This window comes from Halomicrococcus gelatinilyticus, from assembly GCA_024227995.1.
In the GTDB taxonomy this organism is placed as follows: domain Archaea; phylum Halobacteriota; class Halobacteria; order Halobacteriales; family Haladaptataceae; genus Halomicrococcus; species Halomicrococcus gelatinilyticus.
This window is the reverse complement of record CP100465.1, coordinates 2,610,396-2,633,875: the sequence shown is the minus strand read 5'-3', so window position 1 is coordinate 2,633,875 and position 23,480 is coordinate 2,610,396. Positions and strand designations below refer to the sequence as shown.

The following is a 23,480-nucleotide window of genomic DNA, read 5'->3' as shown; positions in this document are numbered from 1 at the left end:
TAAATTACCTGCTTTCTCGTTGTTCAACTTTGTTCAGGTCTCAAACTGACGTTACAGATTCCGTCTACTTTGCCGCTTTCTTTCTCTGTAGTATCGTTTCCAGCTATGTGCTCGCACCTCTCTCGTATGTTCTCACTGCTGAAGAGTAGAGTACCAATCCAACGATACCGGGGCCGAGCACGGCCACGACTATTTCGAGAACCATAGCCATCACAAACGAGACGCCAATTCCACAGAATCCTGCGACGCAGATTCGCTTCCCTCCGAGCAAAAGGAGGTCACCGTGGACGAGTCCGCCAGGAGCGATGAATGTCCCGAACACCATGAGCATCGTAATTGGCCATCCGTACGTCGCAAACCGTAACGCAGTCTCTCTATCGACGGGTCGGAAATGTTGAATAAAACGCCGTCCGACTATCAGTGGGAGCATCACCAAGATAATCAGGGTGAGGACTCCAGTAACGAGGAGCGTAATCGGAATTTCCCAGAGTTCGAGTCCTCCTGCGATTGCCCAAATGACGAGAATACCGACGAGGTACAGTACACTCGCCTCAAGTAGAGCAATTCGTAGCGCCGAACCAAACGCTCCGTTGCCGTTGCGATAAATCAAGTGTGACCCGAGGGTCACGGGTACCGCAATTCCAACAGTGAGGACAAAGACCAAGACGGGGACGAGTCCGGTTGGGAGGGCCATACACAGCTATCAGCTCGCGACCAAATAATTGTGTCGAGTGCTACCTCTTATCACGCTGCTCGACCTTGTTCAGTTCGATGAGCAGGCGGAAGACGGCCTTGACGAGGTTGGAGTCCACGTCGAAGCGCTCGGCGTTCTCGCCCGCCCGGTCCATCACGCGCTGTTCCTGGGACTCGTCGGTCGTCGGCTTGTCCTGGGCCTCCTTCACGTGCGCTACTGTCTCCGCGACGTACGTCCGTCGGGCGATGAGTTCGACTATCTCGCGGTCGATGCTCTCGATCTCCTCACGGAGCTCCGCGAGGCTCATGTCGTTCGGGTCCCGTCGTTCCGTGTCGTCGTCAGCCACGTCGTTCCCTCCCTGGTGTTCCATTGTTCACGTACCTCCTGTAACGCCGCTCGTTCGCCCACCGCGACGAAGCTCGGCCCGGTTCCCGACAGCGAGACGCCGCCCGCGTCGGGCAGCGCCTCGACCAGCGGGTCGCTCGGGAAGCCGAGCGCCGCGCAGAACGCGAAACCGTTGACCGTCATCGCGCGCTCGAACGCGCCGTCGAGCGCGAGGTCGGCGACGAGGTCGGCCATCGGCGCGACGCGCCGGCAGCGGTCGACGTCCGCGTCGGCGCTGTAGGCGCGCTCCGGCGGCGTCCACACCAGCACGTCGCGGTCGAACGCCTCGCGGGCGAGCAGTTCGTCCTCGCCGTTGTCGGTCACCGTGACGCCGCCGAGCATGCTGGCGCTCGCGTCGTCGAACGCGCCGGTCACCGTGACGCCGGCGTCGCGGGCCGCGCGCACGCCGAGTCGGCAGGCGTCGATCCGCGGCACGTCCTCGGCGACGCCGAGCGCGTCCAGCGTCGCCAGCACCGTCGCGTTCGCAGCAGCACTCGAACTCTTCAGCCCCGCCGCCATCGGCACCTCGCTCTCCGTGCGGACCGTCCCGCCGACGTTCTCCGGCACTGACGCCGCGTCGTCGCCGTACTCCTCGACTGCGAACTCCACGCAGCGCTCGACCAGCGCCGTGTCGGCGTCCGGCGCGTCCGCGACCGTCCCGTCGACCGTGCCCGACCCGTCGAGGTCGACCTCGGCCGTGGTGGTGGCGTCGATGGCGAACGCAGATCCGACGCCGGTCGCGAGCGCGTTCAGGACCGTCCCCGCGGCAGGGGCTTCGGCGCGGCCGTGCATGCCTCGCGGTTCGCGTGGCCCCGTCTTCACGCTGGCGGTCGCGACAAACGTCCCGGTGCCGTCCCGGAACGTCCATGCGCCACCGGTAACGTCTCCTCCTCCGAGTTCGTTTCCGACGGGTCGATTCCGATGCAACGTCGGATACGACAGCCGGCGAACGTGGCTGACGGAACGAACGTGGCTTTATGTCGCGGATCGGCGTCCATAGGGGTGAGATTCAGGGGGATGTCACCGATGTCACAGTCAGACGACCGGTTCCGCGAGTGCTGATCCGCCGATGGTGAACGCAGTCGGGTCGGCCCGAACGGGAGTCCGCGCGTTGCTCGCCAGCCTCGTCGTCCTCGTCGGGATCGGGGCGCTCGCGACCGCCGGGCTGGTGGTCGTGCTCGGCGGGGCGACCGGCCAGCAGGCACTCGGTCTGCTCCTCGCGAGCGTCCTCGCCGCGTCCGTCTTCGTCGTCCTGGCCGCGGTCGTTACGGGGTGGCTGCTCGCTCGAACGATCGTCTCGACTGCGCGGTCGCTGTCGACGGCGTGCCGGATCGATATGGTCCGGCGGGCCACCGCCTTCGAGGCGTCGAATCCACCGGCGCGATGGGTGCGTCTCGCCGACCGCGTCGCCGTGCTCGACCCGCGGACGCACGAGGAGCGGACGACAGACGCACTCGACGAACTCCGGGGCCGTTACGTCGACGGCGAACTCACCGAGCGCGAACTCGAAGCCGGCCTCAAGACGGTGCTGGACGCGGACGGTTCCGGACGCCGCGTCGCCGAAGTCCGACCCCGTGCGAGCGGTTCCGGGCGAGCGGTCGACCCGACGTCGGAGTCCGCCTTCGCTGACGAGAGACTCCGGGTTCGTTGAGGACCGACGCGGCGAACGCGCCCGTCGCTTCGGTCGGCCGACGCTCTCGCAGTCCCGGAACCGAACCCCTTACCTGCCGACGAGAGCTACGGGCGACCATGGCAGACGCACTCGTCGCCGAGCAGGTACGCAAGCGCTACGGCGACACCACCGCACTGGACGGCGTCTCCCTCTCGGTCGACGCGGGCGAGGTGTTCGCGCTCATCGGGCCGAACGGGGCGGGCAAGACGACGCTCGTCCGGGCCCTGACCGGGACGACGACGCCGGACGAGGGACGCGTGCGGGTGCACGGCGACGACCCCGCGGCCGTCGACCGGTCGCGCATCGGACTGCTCCCGCAGTCGTTCGATCCGCCGTCCCGGCTCACGGCGCGTGAACTACTGCGCTACTACGCGGGACTGTACGACGAGACGCGCGCCGTCGACGACGTGCTGGACGAGGTGGGACTCGCCGACGCCGACGACACCTGGTACGAGAACCTCTCCGGCGGCCAGCAGCGCCGCGTCTGCGTCGGCGCGACGCTGGTCAACGACCCCGACGTCCTCTTCCTCGACGAGCCGACGACCGGCATCGACCCCGCGGGCCGACGGGCGCTCTGGTCGCTCGTCGAGGACCTCGCGGCCGGCGGGACGACGGTGTTCCTGACGACCCACTACATGGCCGAGGCCGAACACCTCGCCGACCGGGTCGGTCTGCTCGCGGACGGCGACCTCGTGGCCGTCGGCGGCCCGCGGGCGCTCGTCGCCGAACACGGCGGGCGGAGTCGCCTCGTCGTCGAGACGGACGCGCCGGCAGACGCCGTCGCGGACGGGTTCGCCGTCGAGGAGACGGACGCCGGCCTGGTGTTCGACGGCATCGACCCCGCTGACATCGGCGACGTCGTCGCGGCGCTGGAGGACCGCGACGTGGCGTACGAGTCGCTAGCGTGGACGGAGCCGGACCTGGAGGACGTCTACCTCCGGCTCACCGGCGACGAGGTCGGGGCCGCGACAGCGTCGGTGGGGCAACCGGTCCCCGTCGGAGGTGAGCGATGACGGCCGTCGGGCGCATCGCCGCGGAGAGCGGGGCGGCGTGGCGGTCGTTCGCCCGCCGCAAGACCGCCGTCTTCTTCACGTTCTTCTTCCCGGTCATCCTCATCCTCATCTTCGGCGTGCTGGTCCAGACCGGCGGCGGTGGCGGCCTGTTCGCAGAGCCGCCGGGCTACTACGTGCCCGGGTACCTCGCGGTCGTCGTCCTCTTCACGCCGCTGTCGCGCATCGGACACACCGTCGCCCGTCACCGGGAATCCAACCAGTTCGAGAAGCTGACGACCACGCCGCTGACCCGCTCCGAGTGGCTGCTGGCGCACACGCTCGTCAACGTCGCCATCATCGGCCTGGCGAGCAGCATCATCCTGGTGCTGGTCGCATTACTCACCGGCGCGGGCGTGGCGCTGGCGTCGCTGCCCGTCGTCGCCGTCTTCGTCGCGATCGGCGTCGCGCTGTTCTGTGGGTTCGGCGCGCTACTCGGCAGCCTCGCGAGTTCGCAGGACGGCGTCGTCGCCGCGAGCAACGGCGTCGCGCTCCCGCTCCTGTTCCTCTCGGAGACGTTCGTCCCGCCGGAGATGCTCCCGGCGTGGTTCCGGCCGGCGATGAACCTCTCGCCGCTCACCTACTTCGCGCGCGGCGTCCGGGACGTCACGTACGCCGGGACGGGTGCTGGTGCGGACCTGCTCGTGCTCGGCGTCCTCGCGGTGGCGTTCTTCGCCGCCGGCGCGTACGCCATCCCCCGCACCGACTAGTCGACCACCTCCTTCCTCGCCGACGCTGCCGACGCTGCAGGTCGTTTCTCCGCCCTCGCCCGTTCTCCGTCGCCCATCACTCCGTCTGGTCCCGGTATCGCGTATAAACGTTCGGACGAGGAACCGGACTGGCGCGACCCGTGGGCCACACAGATTTTTTGGCCTGCAAGGTATCATCGTCGTACATGTCCCGCGAGCGTCATCTCGACGCGCTGGTCGTCGCCTACGTCGCTCTCCTGGTCGGCCCGCTGGTCCCCCTCGCGGTTGAGGGGCCGACCTGGCCGCTGTTCGCCGTGGGGATTCTTCTGGGCGCAACGGTGGGATTCGTCGCCGCGGACGCCACGTCGGACCTCGCGGCGAGTCTGGGGAACCTCCAGGCCGGCCTGCTGCTCGTCGCCGTTCCGGTGGCGTACGTCTGGCCGCTCGTGACGCGACCGCCCGGCCTCGACCCGCTGGCGTTCTTCGTCCACCCCGCGGGCGCCGGCCTGCTGGCGGTGCTGGTCGGGTTCCTCGCCGTGGTGGTCGCCTACGAGCACCTGCGGCGGCGCGAGCGCGAGGACGTGACCGTCCTCGTCGAGTTCGCCGCGCGGCCGTCGCCCCGGCGTCGCAAGATACTGGTCGTCGCCTCGCTCCTCCCGCTGTCGGTCGCGATGGTCGTGTTCGGCGCGCTGTACCTCTGGGCCGACTCTGTCCCGGGGTCGACGACCGTGTTCGTCACCGTCTCGGGAGCGCTGTCGGCCATCCTCCCCGCGCAGGCCGAACGCGAGGTCGCGCTCGGCGACGAGGGCGTCGTCCTGCAGGGACGAGTGCTGGACTGGTCGTCGTTCGACGGCGCGGAGTTTACCGACAGGGCGCTCGTCCTCCACCGGTCGGAGTGGTTCCAGGGGAAACAGGCGTTCGACCGCGAGGACGTCGAGAACGAGGACGAGGTGCGGGCGACGCTCGACCGCTACCTGGACTACTCCTCGCCGGACTCGTAGTGGTCGCCGGCGGCGTCCGGCGTCCGGGTGCGCCCGACGAACGCCAGGACGACGATGACGACGACGTACGGCACGAGTCGGATCAGCGTCTGGGAGACGGAGAACCCGAGCGTCTGGAGGCGGATCTCCAGCGCCGAGAGCGCCGCGAACAGCAGCGACGCGCCGAACGCGCCGACCGGGTTGTAGTTCCCGAACAGGAACGCGGTGATGCCGATCCAGCCACGACCGTCGACCATCGTCGCACCGCTGCCGATGAACTGGCCGAGCGACAGCGACAGGCCAGCGCCGCCGACGCCGGACAGGACGCCCGACAGCAGGACGCTGGCGTAGCGCACCTTCCGCACGTTGACGCCGGCGGTGTCGAGCGCGCGCGGGTTCTCGCCGCTGGCGCGGACCCACCGGCCGAACGGCGTGCTCTGCAGCACGTACCACGAGAGCGGCACGGCGACGAGCAGCATGTACACCGTCGGGTTGGCGTCGAAGAAGACGGGGCCGACGACCGGTATCTCGGCGAGGCCGGGGACGACCCAGTTGCCCAGCGTCGGCACCGTGCCGCTGGTGGTGCTGCCCCAGATGACGCGGGTGGCGTAGGGCGCCAGGCCGAGCGCGATGAGCCAGACGGCCAGCCCCGCGATGACCTGGTCGGCCTTCAGGTCGATGGTGACGACCGCGAACAGCAGCGCGAACAGCGCGCTCGCGGCGACGGCCGCGAAGAAGCCGAGCCAGGCGGCCATCCCGGGCGAGACGCTTCCGTTCGCCCAGCCGCTGACGGCGATGCCGGTGAACGCGGAGATGATGAGCAGTCCCTCCAGGCCGATGTTGATGACGCCGCTGCGCTCGGCGAAGATGCCACCGAGCGCCGCGAACGCGATGGGGACGGCGACCCGGAGCGACGCCTGGAAGTAGTCCACGTTGAGGACGCCGACGACCGCCGCCGCCGGGCTCGCCGGGAAGAACACCTCGACGACGAGACCGGCGACCACGGCCAGCGCGGCGACCGCGGCGAGCAGGGCGTGCTTCCTACGCATCGTCGTCACCTCCCTCGTCGGCGTCGGTCTCGCCCGGTTGCCCGCCGTCCGTCGCGACCGCGTCGCGGTTCCCGACGCCGACGTGGCCACCGAGCATGCGGAAGAACTCCGGCATGGCGACGAAGAGAATGATGAGGCCGCGCAGCACCCCGATGAGCTCGGGCGGGACGTCCGTCTGGAAGCCGACCGTGAGCCCGCCGCTCTTGAGGACGCCGAACAGCAGTGCCGCCGGAACGACCCCGAGCGGGTTGTTGCCGGCGAGGATGGAGACGGTGATGCCGTCGAATCCGAGCGAGGGCGGGGCGATGTACCGCCCCTCGACCATCAGCACGAAGATGGCGCCTGCCAGCCCGCCGACGGCGCCCGAGAGCGTCATGCTCGCTACCGTCATGCGCTCGGCGTCGACGCCCGCGTAGGACGCCGCCGCCGGCTGGAGGCCGCTCGTCCGTAACTCGTAGCCGAAGGCAGTGTTCCTGAAGAGATGATAGATACCGGCGACGAGCGCCAGCGCGCCGATGAACACGAGTATCGAGAAGCTCGAGCTCGGGTGGAAGACGACGGGCTGTAGCTTCGCGTTCCCGGGGACGTTCTCGGTCGCGACCGTCGAACTCACCCGGAAGTAGTTGTTGACGAGGTAGAACGCCACCCCGCTCGCGATGAAGTTGAGCATGATGGTGGTGATGACCTCGTTGGCGTCGGCGTACGCCTTCAGCGCGCCGGGGATGGCTCCGTACGCACCGCCGACGACGGCGCCGGCCAGCAGGCCGAGCGGGACGAGGACGAGGGTGCCGACGAGGCCGCCGGGGACGACCGGCGCGACCGCGAGCACGGTCAGCGCCGTCGCCAGCGCCCCGAGCACGAGCTGGCCCTGCGTCCCGATGTTGAACAGCCCGGCGCGGAACGACACCGCGACCGCCAGACCGGTGAGCAGCAGCAGCGTCATCTGCTGGAGCGTGAGCGCGACGTTGAACGAGCTGCCGATTGCGCCGTAGAACAGCCAGTAGTACACGACGATGGGGTTGTAGCCGGACGCCAGGAGCAGGCCCGCGCCGACCAGCAGCGCGGCGAACAGCGCGGCCACGCTCAGTCCGAGCCGTTCCAGGGTGGACGCGTCGACCAGCCGCTGGAGGCCTGCCGTCGCCTTCGCGCGCAGTCCGTCGCTCATCGGCCACCACCGCCCGCAGGTGCGCCGCCGCCGACGCGGGCCGCCATCTGCGGCACCGAGGCGGGTTCCTCGCCGGCCATCAGCATGCCGAGCTGCTCCTCGGTGACCGAATCGGGGTCGACCACGTCGACGATCTCGCCGTCGTGGACGACGCCCAGGCGGTCGGAGAGCTGCCGGACCTCGTCGAGCTTTGAGGAGACGAGCAGCACGGCCTTGCCCTCCTGGCGCAGCTCCAGCAGGCGGTCGTGGATGAACTCGATGCTTCCGATGTCGACGCCGCGAGTCGGGTGGGACGCGACGACCAGCGAGGGGTCGCGGCTGAACTCGCGACCGACGACGAACTTCTGCTGGTTACCGCCGGAGAGCGAGTGCGCCTCGGCCTCCACGTCCGGCGGGCGGACGTCGTACTCCGAGACGACGTCGTCCGCGTGACCGCGGGTGGACTCCCAGTCGATGCCACCCGTGTCGGCGTACGGCTCGGTGTGCTGGTTGCCGAGCAGGCTGTTCTCGACGAGGTCGAACTCCATGACCAGCCCCTCCTCCTGGCGGTCCTCGGGGATGTAGGCCATCCCGCGCTCGATGTGCTCGCGCCGGGACCGGTCGGTCACGTCCTCACCGTCGAAGACGACGCGTCCGCCGTCGGGCGTCCGCATCCCGGTGACGGCCTCGGTCAGTTCGGTCTGGCCGTTCCCGTCGACGCCCGCGATGCCGAACACCTCGCCCTCGCGCACGTCGAAGTTCATGTCCGCGGCGGTCTCGTAGCCGGCGTCGTCGGTGACCGAGAGGTCGTCGACGGAGAGGACGACGTCGCCCGGCGGGCGCTCGTCCTTGTCGGTCTCGAGGATGACCTCGCGACCGACCATCAGTTCGGCGAGTCCCTCGCGGGTCGCGTCGTCGGTGTCGACGCTGCCGACGTTCTCGCCGTCCCGGAGGACGGTGACGTCGTCGGCCGCGTGCATCGCCTCGCCGAGCTTGTGGGTGATGAAGATGATCGTCTTCCCCTGGTCGGTCAGTTCGTCGAGGACGTCGAACAGGTCCTCGACCTCCTGGGGCGTCAGCACCGCCGTCGGCTCGTCGAGGATGAGCACGTCGGCACCGCGGTACAGCGCCTTCAGGATCTCGACGCGCTGCTGGACGCCGACGCTGACGTCCTCGACCCGGGCGTCGGGGTCCACGTCGAACCCGTAGCGCTCGCTCAGTTCGACGACCTCCTCGCGTGCGCGCTCGTGGTCGACGACCAGGCCGCCCCACTTCCGGGGCTCGTTGCCGAGGACGATGTTCTCCGCGACGGTCATCGTGTCGACGAGCATGAAGTGCTGGTGGATCATGCCGATGCCGGCGTCGATGGCGTCCCGTGGCGATTCGAACGTTCGCGGTTCGCCGGCCACCCTGACGGTCCCCTCGGTGGGCTGGTAGAGCCCGTAGAGGACGTTCATCAGGGTGGTCTTCCCGGCACCGTTCTCGCCGAGCAGGGCGTGGACGGTGCCTCGCTCGACGGTGAGGTCGACGTCGTCGTTGGCGACGACACCGGGGAACCGCTTCGTGATTCCGTCTAGATGTACGGTAGGAGCACTCATTGAACTCAGTTGACGCGGCCCTCGCGCGTCGGGGAACCAGGCCCGACTCGGCCGCCGCCCCCTCCCTCCGGCGAGTCAGTGACGGCGGGGCGTGCCGGCCACGACCGGCAGCACCGTCCGCGGGTCCGCGTCGGTAACCTCAGACGTTCTTCGGGTCGGTCGGGATCGAGATGTCCCCGTCGACGATCTTCTGCTTCGACGTCTCCAGCTTCGAAGTCATCGAGTCCGGGATTGCGTCGGTGTAGTTCTGGCCGATGACCGCCTCGACGCCGCCCTTCTCCAGGCCGAGAGCGTTGGTGCCAGCCTCGAAGTTGCCGTTGGAGACCGACTCGACCGCGTTGTAGACGGCCGTGTCGACGTGCTTGACCATGCTGGCGACGATCCAGTCGGCGTAGGAGTCTGCGCTCACCGACTGGTCTGAGTCGACGCCGATGGCGTAGCGGCCCTCCTCCTTGGCCGCCTTGAACACGCCGTTGCCCGTGCCGCCCGCGGCGTGGTAGACGACGTCCGCGCCCTGGTTGTACATCGTGAGGGCGGTCTCCTTGCCGCCCTGGACGTCGCTCCAGGAACCGACGTACACCGACTTGACCTCGATGTCGCCGTCGGCGTGCTTCGCGCCGGCCTTGAAGCCAGCCTCGAACTTCTGGATGAGCGGGTTCTTCTTGCCGCCGACGAAGCCGACGACCTTGTCGTCGTTCGTCGACCCGCCGCCCTTGCTGAAGTCACTGGTCGTCATGAGGCCGGCGAGGTGACCGACCTGGAAGGAGCCCTCCTCCTCCTTGAACACGTAGTTGGCGACGTTGTCCTTCTCCACCGCGCTGTCGACCAGCATGAAGTTCTGGTCGGGGAAGTTCTCCGCGTTCTTCTTCAGCGCGTCCGTCTGGACGAACCCGATGCAACTGACGAGGTCGTAGTCGGGATTCGTCGAGGAGGCGTACTTCCGCTGGAGCGTCTTGAACTCGCTCGCACCCTCCGGTTCGACCTCGTCGTAGGCGACGTTCATGTCCTCCTTGGCCTCCTTGATGCCGTTGAACGCCATCTCGTTGAAGGAGTCGTCGCCCTTGCCGCCGAGAGCGTACACCATGCCCACGTTCGTCTTCTCGCCGCCGCTTCCAGGAAGACTGCCGAGACAGCCGGCGAGCCCGCCGATGCCGAGCGCGCCGCCAGTTTTCATCAAGCGTCGTCGTTGTTTGTCAATATTCGTCATCTGTTCGTTACTGAGGCCGATTGTTCCTGATAAACCCACCGCTTCGGCGCCATAACTCCGGAAAAAAGCAGATTCGCGGTAATGCGTGGCTACCGTTCCGCCTCCGACACGGCCGACTGGACGACGTCCGTCGCGTCGTCGACGAGCGCGTCGACGTCCTCGCTCTCGGCGTAGACGCGCACGTACGGCTCGGTCCCGCTCGGCCGGACGAGCACCCACGAGCCGTCCGGCAGTTCTGCGCGCACGCCGTACTCCGTGTCCACCGTCGCGTCCGGGAACGAGTCCGGAACCGCCGTCCGCAGGCGGTCCATCGCCCCCGTCTTCGCGTCGTCGCGGCACGGCACGCTCACCTTGCGGTACGGACGCTCGGTCACGTCCGCGCGGAGGGCGTCGACGCCGTCGGCCGCAGCGACGAGGCGGGCGAGCACCGCCGCGCTCGCGACGCCGTCGATCCAGCCGCCGAACTGCGTGTGGACGTGCTTCCAGGGTTCGGCCGCGAAGACGACCTCGGTGTCCCGGCCGCCGTCGGCCAGCGCCGCGGCGATGCCCTCGTGGAGCGCCCCCAGGCGAACGCGTTCGACGCGACCGCCGGCCGCACGCACGCGCTCGTCGATGCGCGCCGAGGCGTTGGGCGTCGTCACGACGACCGGGTCGCCGACGTCGCTCGACTCGACGTACTGCTCGGCGAGCACCGCGACGACGGTGTCCTCGTGGACGACCTCGCCGTCTGCGTCGACGAGGACGATTCTGTCGGCGTCGCCGTCGTGACCGATGCCGAACGCGAACCGGTCGGCGTCGCCGACGAACGCCCGCAGGTCGGTCAGCGTCTCGGGCGTCGGCTTGCTCTCGCGGCCGGGGAAGTGACCGTCCACGTTGGCGTTGAGCGTGACGACCGTCGCCCCGAGCGCCCGGAGCACCTGCGGCGTGGCCAGGCTCGCCATCCCGTTGCCGCAGTCGACGGCGACGTGGACGCCGTCCAGGGGTGCACCGTACCGGCGGGCGTACTCGACGACCGCTTCGCGGTACGTATCGAGCACGTCCTCGCGACCGCCGTCGCCCCACTCGTCCCAGGCCACCGGCGCGGGGTCGTCCGCGACGCGACGCTCGACCGCGCGCTCGGCCTCGCGGTCGTACTCCTCGCCGTCGACGAACAGCTTGATGCCGTTGTCGGTCGGCGGGTTGTGGCTCGCGGTCACCATCACGCCGCGCCGCCCCTGGGAGGCGAACGCCAGCGCAGGCGTCGGCAGTTGCCCGACGCGGTGGACGTCCGCCCCCGCGCTCTCCAGTCCGGCCTCGACCGCCGCGGCGAGGGCCGTCCCCGTCTCGCGTCCGTCGCGGGCGACCACGAACTCCTCGCCCGGTCGGCCGGCGGCCCGCCCGACGGCGAGCGCGAGCTCCGGCGTCACCCGCTCCACCACGTCTCCACGGATACCCGCGGTTCCGAACAGGTCCATACGCGACAGTTCCCCCACGGGCACTTAGGTTCACTCGATTCCCAGCCGCTATCCGCATAAAAAATAAGCCTCGTCGCGTCCTATCAGCTACTATGAACCTGCCCAAGCTGACGACCCCGGACGGCGTGTTCGACTGGCTCATCGGGCTCATCGTCCTCATGGCCGCGATCGGTGCACTCGTTCTCGCCGCCGCCGCGACCGGCGTCATCGCGCTGTAGCATCGCGGTCTGGGCAGGTCACCGCGGCCGCTCGCCACGGCCGCACGGCTGGCGCATCGTCGGCGCGAGAAACGAGGGGACGCTGTCGAATCGCCAGCGGTGGGGAGACTACCGAAGCGTCAGAGTTCGACGCCGCTGGGGATGAGACTGTGCTGACGGAGGAGGTTGCCCTCGCGGTTGTAGACGAGGAACGTGGTCTTCTCGTACTCGACCTCGTCGTCGCCGTTGATCGCGATCTCGACGTGGTAGCGGCCGGTCGTGTCGCTGGTCTCCTGCCCGTAGGTCCGTGCGGCGCGGATGAACCGGAGGACGTCCTCAGCCTCCTCGTTCAGTTCGAGGATGAAGTCCCCGGTGGTGCGGTTCGTGACGCTGACGACGCCGGTCGCACCGGGCTCGTCCACGCTCTCCTGGAGACGGAACGTCACGTCCGTCTCGTCGGCGTCGAGCAGGTCGCCGTCCGGACCCGTGAGGCGCTCTCGAAGGGTCGACGACGGCCCCTCAAAGTGGATCGTTACCGTCGGCTTGCTGGGAGAACCGTCTTCGTCGACCCAGTCGATGTTTTCGACGTCCAGGGTGAAGTAGTCGCGCCTCATTCCGTGGTGCCGTCTACGTTCTCCCCTGTGATGAACGTAACGCCACGATACGAGCCGTGGGGCTTTTCCGCCGGGACGTCGAGCGCAAGAATCTGTCGGCCGAACGGACGTATCCGGATCGGGACGGCCAGCCATTGATTTAAGTACCCCGGCTCCAATCAACCGCACGATAACCACCTATCACCGTTCGGACGTGACGGCGTCCGGGCGAGTAACCGAGGACACAACCAATGTCGAGCCTGTCGCTGGAGGAGTTCACCCACGACCTCACGGTCCGCATCCGGGATTTCCGGCGGACGCTCAGACGAACGGCCGAGATGCTTCGCGGGTCGACCATCCCGGTCGAGGACTACGACCCCCGCGAGCACGGCTCGCTCGTCTCGTTCACCGGCGTCTCGGGCTACCGCGAGGTGGACCGGTACTGGGTGAACGCTCCCTTCGCCTTCGTCAGCATCAACTACGACCCCGAGGCGAACGAACACCGCTACCACGTCGTCGAACCGGAGCTGGACGACCTGGAGACCGAACTGCTGGAAAAGCTGTTCTCCGACATCCGCCAGTCGCTCATCTACCGGCGCGAGATGGGCGACGAACCCGCAGAGGGAGTGCTGAAAGACGAACTGCACGAACTGCTGGAGGTGTACGGCGTCGAGGTCGACATGGCGACCTACTACCGACTCTTCTACTACCTCTACCGGTCGTTCCGCGGCTTCGGCAAGCTCGACCCGCTGATGGCCGACCCGAACATCGAGGACGTCTCCTGCGACGGCTACGACCTCCCCATCTTCGTCTACCACGAGGAGTACACCGACGTGGAGACGAACGTCGTCTACGACGAGGAGGAACTCGACAGCCTGGTCGTGCGCCTCGCACAGCAGGCCGGCCAGCACGTCAGCGTCGGGGAGCCGGTCTCCGAGGCGACGCTGCCGGACGGCTCGCGCGCCGAACTGGCGCTGGGCGAGGAGGTAACGCCGCGCGGCTCGGCGTTCACCATCCGGAAGTACGCCGAGGAGCCGTTCACGCCGGTCGACCTCGTGAACTACGGCACCTTCTCGCTCGACCAGATGGCGTACCTCTGGCTCGCCATCGAGAACAACAAGTCGCTCATCTTCGCCGGCGGCACCGCCTCCGGCAAGACCACGTCGATGAACGCCATCTCGATGTTCATCCCGCCGCGGTCGAAGGTGCTCACCATCGAGGACACCCGGGAGCTGACGCTGTACCACGACAACTGGCTGTCGAGCGTCACCCGCGAGCGACTCGACGAGGGCGCGGACATCACGATGTACGACCTGTTGCGGTCGGCGCTGCGCCACCGCCCCGAGTACATCGCGGTCGGCGAGGTGCGCGGCGAGGAGGCGATGACGCTGTTCCAGGCGATGAACACCGGACACACGACGTACTCGACGATGCACGCCGACTCGGTGCAGACGGTAATCAACCGCCTGGAGAACGACCCTATCAACGTCCCACGGGCGATGATCCAGTCGCTGGACGTCCTCTCCATCCAGGCGCTCACCTACGTCGGGAAGGAGCGGGTCCGGCGTACCAGGACGATCGCCGAGATCGACGGCATCGACCAGCGGACCGGCGACCTCGACTACTCGACGACCTTCTCGTGGCAGGCCGACAGCGACACCTTCGAGAAGCGCGACAGCGACGTCCTCGACGACATCCGGGAGAGCCACGGCTGGTCGCGGTCCGACCTGCTCTCGGAACTGCGCGACCGCAAGCGCGTGCTCCAGTACCTCCGCGAGAACGACGTCACTGACTACCGGCGGTTCACCGCGATGGTCAACGAGTACTACGCCGACCCGGACGCCGTCGTCGAGCGCGTCGTCGACGACATGGAGACGAACGTCTCGGGATTCGAGTGATGACGCTGCTGAACTACCTGCCGCTGGTGCTGGCGCTGTCGCTGCTCGCGCCGGTCGCGCTGTCGCCGGTCAGTCGGCGGGCGAACCGGGTGGTCACGCGCTTCGCGCTGGCCGTGTTCGGCAGGTACGTCCGCAAGAGCGGGCGCCGGCAGGCCAGGCGGAAGCGCCTCCTCCGGGCCGCTCACGTCGGCGAGACCCACCGGCTGTACGCCTCGAAGACGTGGGTGTACGCCACGCTGGCCGCCGTCACCGGCAGCGTCCTCGGCGTCTACCTCGTCGGGGCCGTGCTCGCGGTGCTGTCCGTCTCCCCGGAGGAGATGCGGGCGACGCTCCCGGCGCAGTTCGAGTTCCTCGCCACCCTCCACTCCGTGCCGACGCTGTCGGCGTCCGAACTGTTCGTCGTCCTCCTGTTCTCCAGCGCCACCGTCGGCATCGTCGGCGGCGCGCTCACCTACTGGCTGCGGTGGGCGAACCTCTCCCACCGCGCCGACGCCCGCGAACGCCAGATCGACGAGAGCCTCGGGCGGACGGTGGCGTTCATGTACGCCCTCTCGCGGAGCGGGATGGCGTTCCCCGAGATACTGCGCACGCTGGCGCACAACCACGGCGTCTACGGCGAGGCCGCCGAGGAGGTCGGCGTCGCGGTGAAGGCGATGGACCTGTTCGGCCTCGACATGCTGTCGGCCATCCAGCGGATGGCCCACCAGTCGCCCAGCCAGAAGTTCGAGGAGTTCGCGGAGAACCTGACCAGCGTGCTCCGGAGTGGACAGAGCCTCCCCTCGTTCCTCCACGACCAGTACGAGCGGTACCAGGAGGACGCCAAGGCCCAACAGGAGGCGTTCCTCGAACTGCTGGCGACGCTCGCTGAGGGGTACGTCTCCCTGCTCGTCGTCGGGCCGCTGTTGCTCATCACGCTGCTGGTCATCGTCGGCCTGATGGACGTCGCCGACACGCTGCAGTTCCTCACCCTGCTGACCTACCTGCTCGTCCCGCTGGGCAACGTCGGATTCGTCGTCTACCTCGACAGCATCACGGAGTCGCTCACCGCGACGCGCCAGGAGCGCGACGTCGACCAGTCGCTGCCGGACGTGCGCCGCACGAGCGACGCCGACGCCCGGCGGACCGCGCTCGGCGACGGCGGCACCGACGCCGCCTCGCTCCGCGACAGATGGACGGCCAACTTCGAGCGCCTGGCGCTGTACGACCGGTTCCGCGACGTCCGGTCGGTGCTGGCGAACCCGATCCGCACCGCGCTGGCCGACCCGGTCGTCGTCCTGTACGCGACCGTCCCGCTCGCGGTCCTCGGGCTCCTGGGCGCCGTCGGCCCCGAGGTCGCTGCCGGCACCGCGACCGCGCGCACCGTCGACGACGCCGTCGTGCTGGCCGCCCTGTTCGTGCTGGGGACGTTCGCCGTCGTCCAGGAGCTGCGGCGGCGGCGACTGGTCGCCATCGAGGCGACGGCGCCGGACCTGCTCGACCGCCTCGCCAGCGTCAACGAGGCCGGGATGACCGTCGTCGAGAGCCTCGAACGCGTCGTCGACAGCGACCTCGGCGTGCTCGACGAGGAGGTGCGACGCCTCTGGCGCGACGTCGAGTGGGGGACGGACGCCAGCACGGCGCTGTACCGGTTCGAGAACCGGGTCGACAGCCCCACCATCACGCGGGTCGTGACGCTCGTCACGAACGCGATGCACGCGAGCGGCGACATCGGGCGCGTGCTCCGCATCGCCGCCGACGACGCGCAGGCGACGCGGCGACTGCGCCGCCAGCGCCGCCAGGAGATGGCGACCTACATCGTCATCATCTACCTCTCCTTCTTCGTCTTCCTCGTCATCGTCGGCGCGCTGGACGCCATCCTCATCCCGGAACTGGAGACGCTCCCGGCGACGGAGGTGCCGACCGAGGGGTCGACGGGCACCGCGACCGGCGCGACGGCGGGCATCGCCGGCGTCGGCGACGTCGGGTCGGTGAACATCGACGCCTACACGCTCGTGTTCTTCCACACCGCCCTGGTGCAGGGGCTGTTCTCCGGTCTCGTCGCCGGGAAGATGGGCGAGGGGACGGTCAGGGACGGCGCGAAGCACGCCACGGTGCTCGTATCGATCGCCTACGTCGTCTTCCTCGCGCTGCCGTAGGCGAACCACACCGACCTCGACGATAGGGCGTCGACCGCCCCAGAACGGGTGTTTCGCAAGATTGAAACGCGAGAGTGGCGAATCCGGACCCATGGAACTGCGGGTCATCGAGAAGACCGACACGGAACTCGAGATAGAGATCGGGGGCGAGGACCACACCTTCATGAACGTGCTGAAGGGCGCGCTCCTCGAGACCGAGGGCGTCGCGGCGGCCACCTACGACATGAACCCCGAACAGTCGGGCGGCCAGACCGACCCCCTCCTCACCATCAAGACCGAGGGCGACGACCCCCTCGACGCGCTCGAGGACGCCGTCGGCCGCATCAAGGAGAAGACGACCAGCTTCCGCGAGGCCTTCCAGGCCGCGGCCTGAGTCCCGACCCCCGATTTCTCTTCGTTCGTCCGCCCGATAGCCGAGCCTCCGCTCACCGAGCGTCGACCCCGCACGGTCCGCCAGTAGACACAACCGTCGGCGCGGCGATTCGTATCACACGTGAGTGCGGTCGACGGTCAGTCTCGCCGACCGCGGCCGGCGGTCCACGGGGGAGCAGATGTACGTCAGGGTCACGGGGGGAGTAGATGTCAGTCGGTGACGAGACGGGGAGCAGTACCCGTGCCACCGCCGCGAAGGCGGTGGTCGGGTTCGCGGTGGCCGCGGTCGTGTTCTACCTGTTCGGCCGCGTCATCGGCTGGAACGAACTGCAGCGCGCGCTCGCGGACGCGAACCCGGTGTGGGTCCTCGCCGCCTGTGCGTCGACGGCCGTCGGACTCGTCCTCTGGTCGCAGGTGTGGGCCGTCGTCCTCGCGGTGTTCGACGTCGACATCCCCCTGCCGTCGCTCGTCGTCACGTACTTCGCGGCGACGTTCGGCGACTACGTGACGCCGTTCGGCAAGGCGGGCGGGAGCCCGTTCGTCGCGTTCGTGCTCTCGACGGACGACCGCGCCTCCTACCAGGAGAGCCTCGCGGGCGTCCTCTCGGCGGAACTGCTGAACCTGGTTCCGTTCTTCGGGTTCGCCGCGCTCGGCGGGTTCGCGCTCGCGGTCCGGGCCGACCTTCCCCCGCAGGTTCGCTACCTCGTCGGGGCGCTGGTCGCGATGGCGGTCCTCGTCCCGGTCGTCGTCTACGCCGGCTGGCGGCACCAGTCGGTCGTCGAGTCGGTCGTCGTCCGGGTCGTCCGGCCAATCGCGGCGCGGACCGACCGCGTCGACGCGGACTCGATCCGCGGCCGCACCCGGGAGTTCTTCCGGGGCATCCAGGAGATAGCCGACCACCCCGACGCCGTCAAGCGGACGCTTCCCTACGCCAGCCTGGGCTGGCTCTTCTTCGCGCTGCCGCTGTACTTCGCGGGGCTGACGGTCGGCGTCCACCTGGACCCGTTCGTCGTCCTGTTCGTCGTGCCCGCGAGCACCGTCGCCGGCGTGACGCCCACCCCCGGCGGTCTCGGCGGCGTCGAGGTGGCCATCGTCGCCCTGCTCGTCGGTCTGACGGCCGGCGCAGTCTCGCTGGAGACGGCGGGCGTCATCGCGCTGTTCTACCGCGTGGCGAGCTACTGGTTCGTCCTCGCTCTCGGCGGCGCGGCGGCGCTGTACGAGACGTACCGCGCGTGAGAGCGCCCTCGCCCCGGCACAGGCGCCGCGCTCGTTACTGGCCGTCCAGTATCGACTCCGCCTCCGAGACGCTGTCGACCGTGTGGACCTCGTAGTCCTCGTCGCCGGTCCGGTCGAACTGCATGTTCGCCAGCGGCGAGTCGCCGACGACCCTGACGACGGTGCCGACGTCGTGGGCGGCCAGGAACAGCTTCGAACGTTCCAGTTGCTCCTTCGCCGCGTCGGTGCTCGGCTCGAACTCCCGGAGGTCGGTGAGCACGTCGAACCCCGGTTCCAGTTCCTCGACGGCCGCCATCGTCGCTTCGGCGCTCGCCGTGGCCTCGTCGTCGTCGAACTTGCCCGCGAGCGTGATGGAGAGGCGGTTCTCGTCCGTGTTGGCTGACACGTCGTGCATCAGCCACACGATTAAATTGAAAGAAGTTGAAACTTATGCCCGTGCGACAGCTGTCGGCGAGCGGCTACAGCCGAACCGGCACGTCGTGGTCGTCGAGATACTCCTTGACCTCTCGGATGGAGTACTCGTCGAAGTGGAAGATCGAGGCGGCGAGGGCGGCGTCCGCGCCAGCGTCGGCGAACACCTCGTGCATGTCCTCCGGGCCGCCGCAGCCCGAGGAGGCGATGACCGGCGTCGAGACGGCGTCGCAGACGGCGCCGGTCAGCGGGACGTCGTACCCCTCCTTCGTCCCGTCGGCGTCGATGGAGTTGACGAACAGTTCGCCGGCCCCGCGTTCCTCGGCCTCCGTGGCCCACTCGACGACGTCGATGCCGGTACCCTCGCGGCCGCCCTTGACGGTGCACTCGAACCAGCAGGACTCGCCGTCCACCTGGGCGTAGTGCTCGCCCTCCTCGTCGAACCGGCGGCGGGCGTCGACGCTGATGACGATGCACTGGTTGCCGAACGCCGCCGCGCCCTCGGTTATCAGTTCGGGGCGGTCGAGCGCGCCGGTGTTGATGGACACCTTGTCCGCGCCCGCCCGCAGCGTCTCCTTGATGTCCTCGCGGGTCCGGATGCCGCCGCCGACCGTCAGCGGGATGAACACCTCGTCCGCGACGGCCGAGACGGTGTCGAGCATGGTCTCGCGCCCCTCGGCGCTGGCGGTGATGTCGAGGAAGACGAACTCGTCCGCCCCGGCGTCGTTGTACGCGCGAGCCATCGCCACCGGGTCGCCGGTGTACTTCAGGTCCTCGAAGTTGACGCCCGTGTACACCGCCGCGTTGCCGTCGTCGTCGACGTCCACGTCGATGCACGGGATGATGCGCTTCGTGAGGGTCATTCGGTGGGCGCAGGTTGGGAGCGTGACGCCAAAAGCGGTCGGATTGGGGCGAACGTTCGCCGACCAACGAGCGCACGCCAGCAGAACGCGTCGGGAGCTGTCGACGCGTCGGACCGACACACCGAAGTACCGGGACGAACGACCACCGGGTATGAGCGGCCACGAATACGACGCGGAGGAACGTGAGCGCGTGACGGCACCGCAGCAGGAGTACTCGATGCGCGACGTGGGCGTGGGTCTCGTCATCTTCGTCGTCGGGGCCGTCCTGGCCTTCGGCATCCCGCTCGCGCTGTTCTGACCGCACCGCGAGACCCCTTTCCCGCAGTTCCAGCCGACCAACCACTGTAGCGTCTGCCATGTCGACTCCGTCTGGTGGTCTGGCACCGACGGAGGCCGCTGCACCGTCCGGGGCCACTCCGCCGGACCATCTCTTCCCGAACCCTCGAATCTTTTACTACAGGGAGAGTACCTGGGCGTATGGTGCGTGACTACTCGACGCTTCACGACCCGAACGCGGAGTACACGATGCGCGACCTGTCCGGGGAGACGATGGGCGTGACGGCCGACCGCGGCGGCCCGCGCGACCTGGAGATCACCGACGTCCAGACGACGATGGTGGACGGCAACTTCCCCTGGACGCTCGTCCGCGTCTACACCGACGCGGGCGTCGTCGGGACGGGCGAGGCCTACTGGGGCGCGGGCGTGCCGGAGCTCATCGACCGGATGCGACCGTTCCTCGTCGGCGAGAACCCGCTCGACGTCGACCGCCTGTTCGAGCACCTCGTCCAGAAGATGTCCGGCGAGGGCTCCATCGGCGGCGTCACCGTCACCGCCATCTCGGGCGTCGACGTCGCGCTCCACGACCTCGCGGGCAAGGTGCTCGACGCGCCGGCCTACCAGTTGCTCGGCGGGAAGTACCGCGACCGCGTCCGCGTGTACTGCGACTGCCACGCCGGCGAGGAGGCCGACCCCGAGTCGAACGCCGACGAGGCCGAGCGCGTCGTCGAGGAACTGGGGTACGACGCCCTGAAGTTCGACCTCGACGTGCCCTCGGGCCACGAGAAGGACCGCGCGAACCGCCACCTCCGGAACCCCGAGGTAGAGCACAAGGTCGACATCGTCGAGGCCGTCACCGAGCGCGTCGGCGACCGCGCGGACGTCGCCTTCGACTGCCACTGGACGTTCTCCGGTGGCAGCGCCAAGCGCCTGGCGAATCAACTCGAAGGGTACGACGTCTGGTGGCTCGAGGACCCCGTACCGCCGGAGAACCACGACGTGCAGCGGGAGGTCACCCAGAGCACCTCGGTGCCCATCGCCGCCGGCGAGAACGTCTACCGCAAGCACGGTCACCGCCGCCTCCTCGAAGAGCAGGCGGTCGACATCATCGCGCCCGACATGCCGAAGGTCGGCGGCATGCGCGAGACGCGCAAGATTGCCGACATGGCGGACACCTACTACACGCCGGTAGCGATGCACAACGTGGCCTCACCCGTCGCGACGATGGCCAGCGCGCACGTCGGCACCGCCATCCCGAACAGCCTCGCCGTCGAGTACCACTCCTACCAGCTCGGCTGGTGGGAGGACCTGGTCGAGGAGGACGTCATCGAGGACGGCTACATCGAGATCCCGGAGGACCCCGGACTCGGCGTCACCCTCGACATGGACGTCGTCGAGGAGCACATGGTCGACGGCGAGGAGTTGTTCGATGAAGCGTAGCTTCATCGAGCACGTGAGTCCCCGATACACGGCGTTCGACGAAGCGTAGCTTCGTCGTGCAAGCGACGCCTCGCGTCGTTCTGTTCGACGAGGCGTAGCCAAAGCACTCACGCGGCTTCTTCTCGCAACTCCGCCTGGACTCGCTCGCGGAACCGTAACGCGACCGCGGGCGCGAAGACGAGCAGCCCGAAGTGCCAGACAGCGTCGACGTCGAGCGTCGGGAACCGGTGCACGAAGGCGACGGCGAGGACGAGCCGGAATGTACCTGCCTACGCCGCCGACGGGTCGACCTGCCGGCCGACCCAGAGCAGGCTCGCGACGAGCAGGACCGCCGCGACCGGGACGAGAGCCGAGAACGCGGTCAGCAGGACGCCCGACGCCTGGACGCCCAGGACGACGAGCAGGACGGGACCGCAGCAGGCCGCGCCGGAGAGCAGCGCCGGGACCGCGGCCAGCACGCCCGTGGACGAGCGCGCCAGCCCGCACGCCGCCGGCTGGCGCCACGCGAGGTACGTGACGGCGAGGTTCAGACCCACCAGCGTCGCCAGGCCGAGGCCGAGCAGGGCGTCCAGCGGCGAGACGAGCAGGGTCACGACCTCGGCCTCGACGCGCGCGACCGGTTCCCACGAGAGCGCGCCCGTCGGCTGGAGGGCCCGCGCGAGCGGGTCGTCGACGACGAGCCACCCGACCTCGCCGTCGCCGGGGTTCAGGTGACCGACGGCGGCGAGGTAGGCGAGGAGGTAGCCGAGCGTCACGCCGACGAACACCAGTCGGCCGTCCCACCGCGTGAGGGCAGCCCGAATCGCGAATCCGGTCTGCGCGACCGTGCGGCCGACGCGACCGCGCCGTACAGTCTCAGTCATGGACGCTCGTCTCGGGGTAGTAGCCCGCCCACGCGAACCACATCGCGTCGAAGGCGTACTGGCGTGGGAGCGGCAGGTCGGCCGGCTGGTGGGCGTTCCCGTCCGGACCGACTATCTCGCCGTCGCGGACCTCGAACGACCGCTCCTCGGGGTTGCGGTAGACGGACGCCGCGTCGAGGCCCGCGTCGAAGGCGGCCAGGAGCGGGGTGCCGGCGAGGTCGCCGTCGAGGAGCGTCTGTTTCCGGAGGGACGACTCGCGGAAGGCCGCCGCATCCTCGGGCGAGCGCGTGCCGACGACGGTCTCCTTGGTTCTGAACCGGTCGTCGGTCCGGAGCGGCGGAAACAGCGGCGTTCCACCCGCGTAGTAGCCATCGAGCGGGTCGTAGGAGCCGTAGGGGTCCTCGTCGTAGTCGCGGACGGAGCCGGTGTCCGTCGAGAGGACGCGGGTGTCGGGGTGGGCGTCGCGCCAGCGGCCCCACGTCGCCCAGACGAGGCGGAACTCCCGGAGCGAGTTCCCGGCGAGGTCGCCCGTGAGGGCCGTCCCGAGCATCTGCGGCCAGCGGGTGTCCGTCGCGCGGTCGTACATGATCAGGTTGTCGTTGAGCAGGTCGCCCGAGACGCCGAACGTCGTCCCCCCGCGCTCGAACCCCATCGCCGTCCCGGTCAGCGGACAGTAGGTGACGCTGACCGGCGTCCCGTCGAGCGCGTCGTTGCAGACCTCGTGCCAGACGAGCACGTTCTGGGGGTAGGCCTTCACGTCGCTGTCGCCCGCGAACCCGAACACCACGTCCGCGTCGTCGAGGCGGTCGTTCGCCGCCGTCGCGGTCGTGAACGACGGCTCGTCGATGGCGGGGATGCCGTCCTTCGGCGGGCCGCCGGAGACGACCTCCGACCGGAGCTTCTCGACGGGGTACTGGACCGTCAGTCGAGCGTCCGCGAGCGGCGGTCCCGCTCCCGACGCGTTCGATGCCGTCGACGTTGCGGTGGTAGCCGTGGCGTCCGCAGTCGTCGCGGTCGTGCCCTGGCCGCCGCCGGTGACAGCGCCGAGACACCCCGACAGCGCCGTCACGCCGCCGGCAGTCGCGGCCGCCAGGAACGCGCGCCGTGATACTCGCATGGACCACGGTAGACCGCCGGCGCGCATAACGGTCGCCCGGGTGTGCAGAGCGCCTGCACACCCGCTCAGTCGCCGCGTCCGCGTCCGGGACCGTCGCCAGCGTCCGGCATCGGCGGTTCGGGACCGACGGGTACACAAGTCCCGCCCCGAAACCCACGG

Annotated in this window: 25 protein-coding genes; 11 read left to right on the top strand and 14 right to left on the bottom strand. The window is 68.9% G+C overall.

The features are described 5' to 3' along the window. Positions 1-103 precede the first annotated feature (103 nt). From NKT36_RS13945 to NKT36_RS13935, 3 genes are read right to left on the bottom strand one after another with little or no spacing between them, the layout of a single operon-like run. Positions 104-694 (bottom strand): hypothetical protein, encoded by a 591-nt coding sequence (locus NKT36_RS13945; RefSeq protein ID WP_327051661.1) that lies wholly within the window; start codon positions 692-694, stop codon positions 104-106. 40 nt (positions 695-734) lie between these two features. Then, positions 735-1,064 (bottom strand): chorismate mutase, encoded by a 330-nt coding sequence (locus NKT36_RS13940; protein ID WP_407652181.1) that lies wholly within the window; start codon positions 1,062-1,064, stop codon positions 735-737. Further along, positions 998-1,870, bottom strand: coding sequence for a shikimate kinase (locus NKT36_RS13935; protein WP_327051660.1), 873 nt, complete (start codon positions 1,868-1,870; stop codon positions 998-1,000). Before NKT36_RS13935 ends, NKT36_RS13940 begins: the two co-directional genes overlap by 67 nt. Positions 1,871-2,147: 277 nt before the next feature. Here NKT36_RS13935 and NKT36_RS13930 point away from each other — a divergent pair, with 277 nt between their 5' ends. The 4 genes from NKT36_RS13930 to NKT36_RS13915 all read left to right on the top strand — a co-directional run bounded on the left by NKT36_RS13930 (position 2,148) and on the right by NKT36_RS13915 (position 5,489). Continuing rightward, positions 2,148-2,729 carry a hypothetical protein gene (locus tag NKT36_RS13930; RefSeq protein WP_327051659.1) on the top strand — a complete coding sequence of 194 codons (582 nt, stop codon included), beginning with the start codon at positions 2,148-2,150 and terminating at the stop codon, positions 2,727-2,729. 98 nt (positions 2,730-2,827) lie between these two features. Then, positions 2,828-3,763, top strand: coding sequence for an ABC transporter ATP-binding protein (locus NKT36_RS13925; RefSeq protein ID WP_327051658.1), 936 nt, complete (start codon positions 2,828-2,830; stop codon positions 3,761-3,763). Further along, positions 3,760-4,509: an ABC transporter permease gene (locus tag NKT36_RS13920; RefSeq protein WP_327051657.1), complete on the top strand. Its 750-nt coding sequence runs from the start codon at positions 3,760-3,762 to the stop codon at positions 4,507-4,509. The genes NKT36_RS13925 and NKT36_RS13920 overlap by 4 nt, the downstream gene beginning before the upstream one ends. A 185-nt stretch (positions 4,510-4,694) precedes the next feature. After that, complete coding sequence (locus NKT36_RS13915; RefSeq protein WP_327051656.1) at positions 4,695-5,489, top strand: hypothetical protein; 795 nt, start codon at positions 4,695-4,697, stop codon at positions 5,487-5,489. On the opposite strand, the gene NKT36_RS13910 is transcribed toward NKT36_RS13915, so the two are convergent. From NKT36_RS13910 to NKT36_RS13890, 5 genes are all read right to left on the bottom strand, one after another. Then, positions 5,468-6,517, bottom strand: coding sequence for an ABC transporter permease (locus NKT36_RS13910; RefSeq protein ID WP_327051655.1), 1,050 nt, complete (start codon positions 6,515-6,517; stop codon positions 5,468-5,470). The genes NKT36_RS13915 and NKT36_RS13910 overlap by 22 nt on opposite strands. Then, positions 6,510-7,682: an ABC transporter permease gene (locus tag NKT36_RS13905; protein WP_327051654.1), complete on the bottom strand. Its 1,173-nt coding sequence runs from the start codon at positions 7,680-7,682 to the stop codon at positions 6,510-6,512. The genes NKT36_RS13910 and NKT36_RS13905 overlap by 8 nt, the downstream gene beginning before the upstream one ends. Next, a complete protein-coding gene (locus tag NKT36_RS13900) occupies positions 7,679-9,259 on the bottom strand; it encodes an ABC transporter ATP-binding protein (RefSeq protein WP_327051653.1) in 1,581 nt (526 codons plus the stop codon). The genes NKT36_RS13905 and NKT36_RS13900 overlap by 4 nt, the downstream gene beginning before the upstream one ends. 139 nt (positions 9,260-9,398) lie before the next feature. Then, complete coding sequence (locus NKT36_RS13895) at positions 9,399-10,433, bottom strand: BMP family lipoprotein (protein ID WP_327051652.1); 1,035 nt, start codon at positions 10,431-10,433, stop codon at positions 9,399-9,401. 122 nt (positions 10,434-10,555) lie between these two features. Next, entirely contained in the window at positions 10,556-11,920 is a 1,365-nt protein-coding gene (locus tag NKT36_RS13890) for a phosphohexomutase domain-containing protein (protein ID WP_327051651.1), read from the bottom strand. 92 nt (positions 11,921-12,012) lie between these two features. Here NKT36_RS13890 and NKT36_RS13885 point away from each other — a divergent pair, with 92 nt between their 5' ends. Further along, positions 12,013-12,138 carry a hypothetical protein gene (locus NKT36_RS13885; RefSeq protein ID WP_327051650.1) on the top strand — a complete coding sequence of 42 codons (126 nt, stop codon included), beginning with the start codon at positions 12,013-12,015 and terminating at the stop codon, positions 12,136-12,138. 119 nt (positions 12,139-12,257) lie between these two features. On the opposite strand, the gene NKT36_RS13880 is transcribed toward NKT36_RS13885, so the two are convergent. After that, on the bottom strand, positions 12,258-12,731 hold the full coding sequence (locus tag NKT36_RS13880) for a DUF5793 family protein (protein WP_327051649.1): 474 nt from the start codon (positions 12,729-12,731) through the stop codon (positions 12,258-12,260). 230 nt (positions 12,732-12,961) lie between these two features. Between NKT36_RS13880 and NKT36_RS13875 the strand changes: the two genes are divergently transcribed. From NKT36_RS13875 to NKT36_RS13860, 4 genes are all read left to right on the top strand, one after another. After that, on the top strand, positions 12,962-14,608 hold the full coding sequence (locus tag NKT36_RS13875) for a type II/IV secretion system ATPase subunit (protein WP_327051648.1): 1,647 nt from the start codon (positions 12,962-12,964) through the stop codon (positions 14,606-14,608). Further along, positions 14,608-16,743 (top strand): type II secretion system F family protein, encoded by a 2,136-nt coding sequence (locus NKT36_RS13870; RefSeq protein WP_327051647.1) that lies wholly within the window; start codon positions 14,608-14,610, stop codon positions 16,741-16,743. The genes NKT36_RS13875 and NKT36_RS13870 overlap by 1 nt, the downstream gene beginning before the upstream one ends. Positions 16,744-16,834: 91 nt before the next feature. Further along, positions 16,835-17,116, top strand: a complete 282-nt coding sequence (locus NKT36_RS13865) for a DNA-directed RNA polymerase subunit L (RefSeq protein WP_327051646.1) — start codon at positions 16,835-16,837, stop codon at positions 17,114-17,116. A gap of 206 nt (positions 17,117-17,322) precedes the next feature. Then, the gene (locus NKT36_RS13860) at positions 17,323-18,351 is read left to right on the top strand and encodes a lysylphosphatidylglycerol synthase transmembrane domain-containing protein (protein WP_327051645.1); all 1,029 of its coding nucleotides are present in this window, start codon (positions 17,323-17,325) and stop codon (positions 18,349-18,351) included. Positions 18,352-18,385: 34 nt separating this feature from the next. Here NKT36_RS13860 and NKT36_RS13855 read toward each other — a convergent pair whose 3' ends face one another. Next, positions 18,386-18,745, bottom strand: coding sequence for a hypothetical protein (locus NKT36_RS13855; RefSeq protein ID WP_327051644.1), 360 nt, complete (start codon positions 18,743-18,745; stop codon positions 18,386-18,388). 64 nt (positions 18,746-18,809) lie between these two features. Then, the gene (gene hisF / locus NKT36_RS13850; protein ID WP_327051643.1) at positions 18,810-19,625 is read right to left on the bottom strand and encodes an imidazole glycerol phosphate synthase subunit HisF; all 816 of its coding nucleotides are present in this window, start codon (positions 19,623-19,625) and stop codon (positions 18,810-18,812) included. 151 nt (positions 19,626-19,776) lie between these two features. On the opposite strand from hisF, the gene NKT36_RS13845 reads away from it, so the two are divergent. Together NKT36_RS13845 and NKT36_RS13840 are read left to right on the top strand one after the other, a co-directional pair. Further along, a complete protein-coding gene (locus NKT36_RS13845; protein WP_327051642.1) occupies positions 19,777-19,923 on the top strand; it encodes a DUF7550 family protein in 147 nt (48 codons plus the stop codon). Between the two features lie 179 nt (positions 19,924-20,102). After that, positions 20,103-21,341, top strand: coding sequence for a mandelate racemase/muconate lactonizing enzyme family protein (locus tag NKT36_RS13840; RefSeq protein WP_327051641.1), 1,239 nt, complete (start codon positions 20,103-20,105; stop codon positions 21,339-21,341). A 107-nt stretch (positions 21,342-21,448) separates the two neighbouring features. Here the strand turns inward: NKT36_RS13840 and NKT36_RS13835 are convergent, their stop codons facing one another. The 3 genes from NKT36_RS13835 to NKT36_RS13825 are packed head-to-tail and all read right to left on the bottom strand — an operon-like array spanning position 21,449 to position 23,321. Further along, the gene (locus NKT36_RS13835) at positions 21,449-21,574 is read right to left on the bottom strand and encodes a hypothetical protein (RefSeq protein WP_327051640.1); all 126 of its coding nucleotides are present in this window, start codon (positions 21,572-21,574) and stop codon (positions 21,449-21,451) included. Positions 21,575-21,610: 36 nt separating this feature from the next. Further along, complete coding sequence (locus tag NKT36_RS13830; RefSeq protein ID WP_327051639.1) at positions 21,611-22,204, bottom strand: hypothetical protein; 594 nt, start codon at positions 22,202-22,204, stop codon at positions 21,611-21,613. Further along, entirely contained in the window at positions 22,197-23,321 is a 1,125-nt protein-coding gene (locus NKT36_RS13825; protein ID WP_327051638.1) for a DUF3179 domain-containing protein, read from the bottom strand. The genes NKT36_RS13830 and NKT36_RS13825 overlap by 8 nt, the downstream gene beginning before the upstream one ends. Between the last annotated feature and the right edge of the window lie 159 nt (positions 23,322-23,480).

Excerpts from the sequence above, each read along its gene's own strand:
- NKT36_RS13840 (WP_327051641.1), top strand. The coding sequence starts at position 20,103 with ATGGTGCGTGACTACTCGACGCTTCACGACCCGAACGCGGAGTACACG.
- NKT36_RS13910 (WP_327051655.1), bottom strand. The coding sequence starts at position 6,517 with ATGCGTAGGAAGCACGCCCTGCTCGCCGCGGTCGCCGCGCTGGCCGTG.
- NKT36_RS13855 (WP_327051644.1), bottom strand. The coding sequence starts at position 18,745 with ATGCACGACGTGTCAGCCAACACGGACGAGAACCGCCTCTCCATCACG.
- NKT36_RS13935 (WP_327051660.1), bottom strand. The coding sequence starts at position 1,870 with ATGCACGGCCGCGCCGAAGCCCCTGCCGCGGGGACGGTCCTGAACGCG.
- NKT36_RS13900 (WP_327051653.1), bottom strand. The coding sequence starts at position 9,259 with ATGAGTGCTCCTACCGTACATCTAGACGGAATCACGAAGCGGTTCCCC.
- NKT36_RS13845 (WP_327051642.1), top strand. The coding sequence starts at position 19,777 with ATGAGCGGCCACGAATACGACGCGGAGGAACGTGAGCGCGTGACGGCA.
- NKT36_RS13880 (WP_327051649.1), bottom strand. The coding sequence starts at position 12,731 with ATGAGGCGCGACTACTTCACCCTGGACGTCGAAAACATCGACTGGGTC.
- NKT36_RS13930 (WP_327051659.1), top strand. The coding sequence starts at position 2,148 with ATGGTGAACGCAGTCGGGTCGGCCCGAACGGGAGTCCGCGCGTTGCTC.
- NKT36_RS13890 (WP_327051651.1), bottom strand. The coding sequence starts at position 11,920 with ATGGACCTGTTCGGAACCGCGGGTATCCGTGGAGACGTGGTGGAGCGG.
- NKT36_RS13825 (WP_327051638.1), bottom strand. The coding sequence starts at position 23,321 with ATGCGAGTATCACGGCGCGCGTTCCTGGCGGCCGCGACTGCCGGCGGC.
- NKT36_RS13830 (WP_327051639.1), bottom strand. The coding sequence starts at position 22,204 with ATGACTGAGACTGTACGGCGCGGTCGCGTCGGCCGCACGGTCGCGCAG.
- NKT36_RS13940 (WP_407652181.1), bottom strand. The coding sequence starts at position 1,064 with ATGGAACACCAGGGAGGGAACGACGTGGCTGACGACGACACGGAACGA.
- NKT36_RS13905 (WP_327051654.1), bottom strand. The coding sequence starts at position 7,682 with ATGAGCGACGGACTGCGCGCGAAGGCGACGGCAGGCCTCCAGCGGCTG.
- NKT36_RS13920 (WP_327051657.1), top strand. The coding sequence starts at position 3,760 with ATGACGGCCGTCGGGCGCATCGCCGCGGAGAGCGGGGCGGCGTGGCGG.
- hisF (WP_327051643.1), bottom strand. The coding sequence starts at position 19,625 with ATGACCCTCACGAAGCGCATCATCCCGTGCATCGACGTGGACGTCGAC.
- NKT36_RS13945 (WP_327051661.1), bottom strand. The coding sequence starts at position 694 with ATGGCCCTCCCAACCGGACTCGTCCCCGTCTTGGTCTTTGTCCTCACT.
- NKT36_RS13895 (WP_327051652.1), bottom strand. The coding sequence starts at position 10,433 with ATGAAAACTGGCGGCGCGCTCGGCATCGGCGGGCTCGCCGGCTGTCTC.
- NKT36_RS13865 (WP_327051646.1), top strand. The coding sequence starts at position 16,835 with ATGGAACTGCGGGTCATCGAGAAGACCGACACGGAACTCGAGATAGAG.
- NKT36_RS13870 (WP_327051647.1), top strand. The coding sequence starts at position 14,608 with ATGACGCTGCTGAACTACCTGCCGCTGGTGCTGGCGCTGTCGCTGCTC.
- NKT36_RS13885 (WP_327051650.1), top strand. The coding sequence starts at position 12,013 with ATGAACCTGCCCAAGCTGACGACCCCGGACGGCGTGTTCGACTGGCTC.
- NKT36_RS13860 (WP_327051645.1), top strand. The coding sequence starts at position 17,323 with ATGTCAGTCGGTGACGAGACGGGGAGCAGTACCCGTGCCACCGCCGCG.
- NKT36_RS13925 (WP_327051658.1), top strand. The coding sequence starts at position 2,828 with ATGGCAGACGCACTCGTCGCCGAGCAGGTACGCAAGCGCTACGGCGAC.
- NKT36_RS13915 (WP_327051656.1), top strand. The coding sequence starts at position 4,695 with ATGTCCCGCGAGCGTCATCTCGACGCGCTGGTCGTCGCCTACGTCGCT.
- NKT36_RS13875 (WP_327051648.1), top strand. The coding sequence starts at position 12,962 with ATGTCGAGCCTGTCGCTGGAGGAGTTCACCCACGACCTCACGGTCCGC.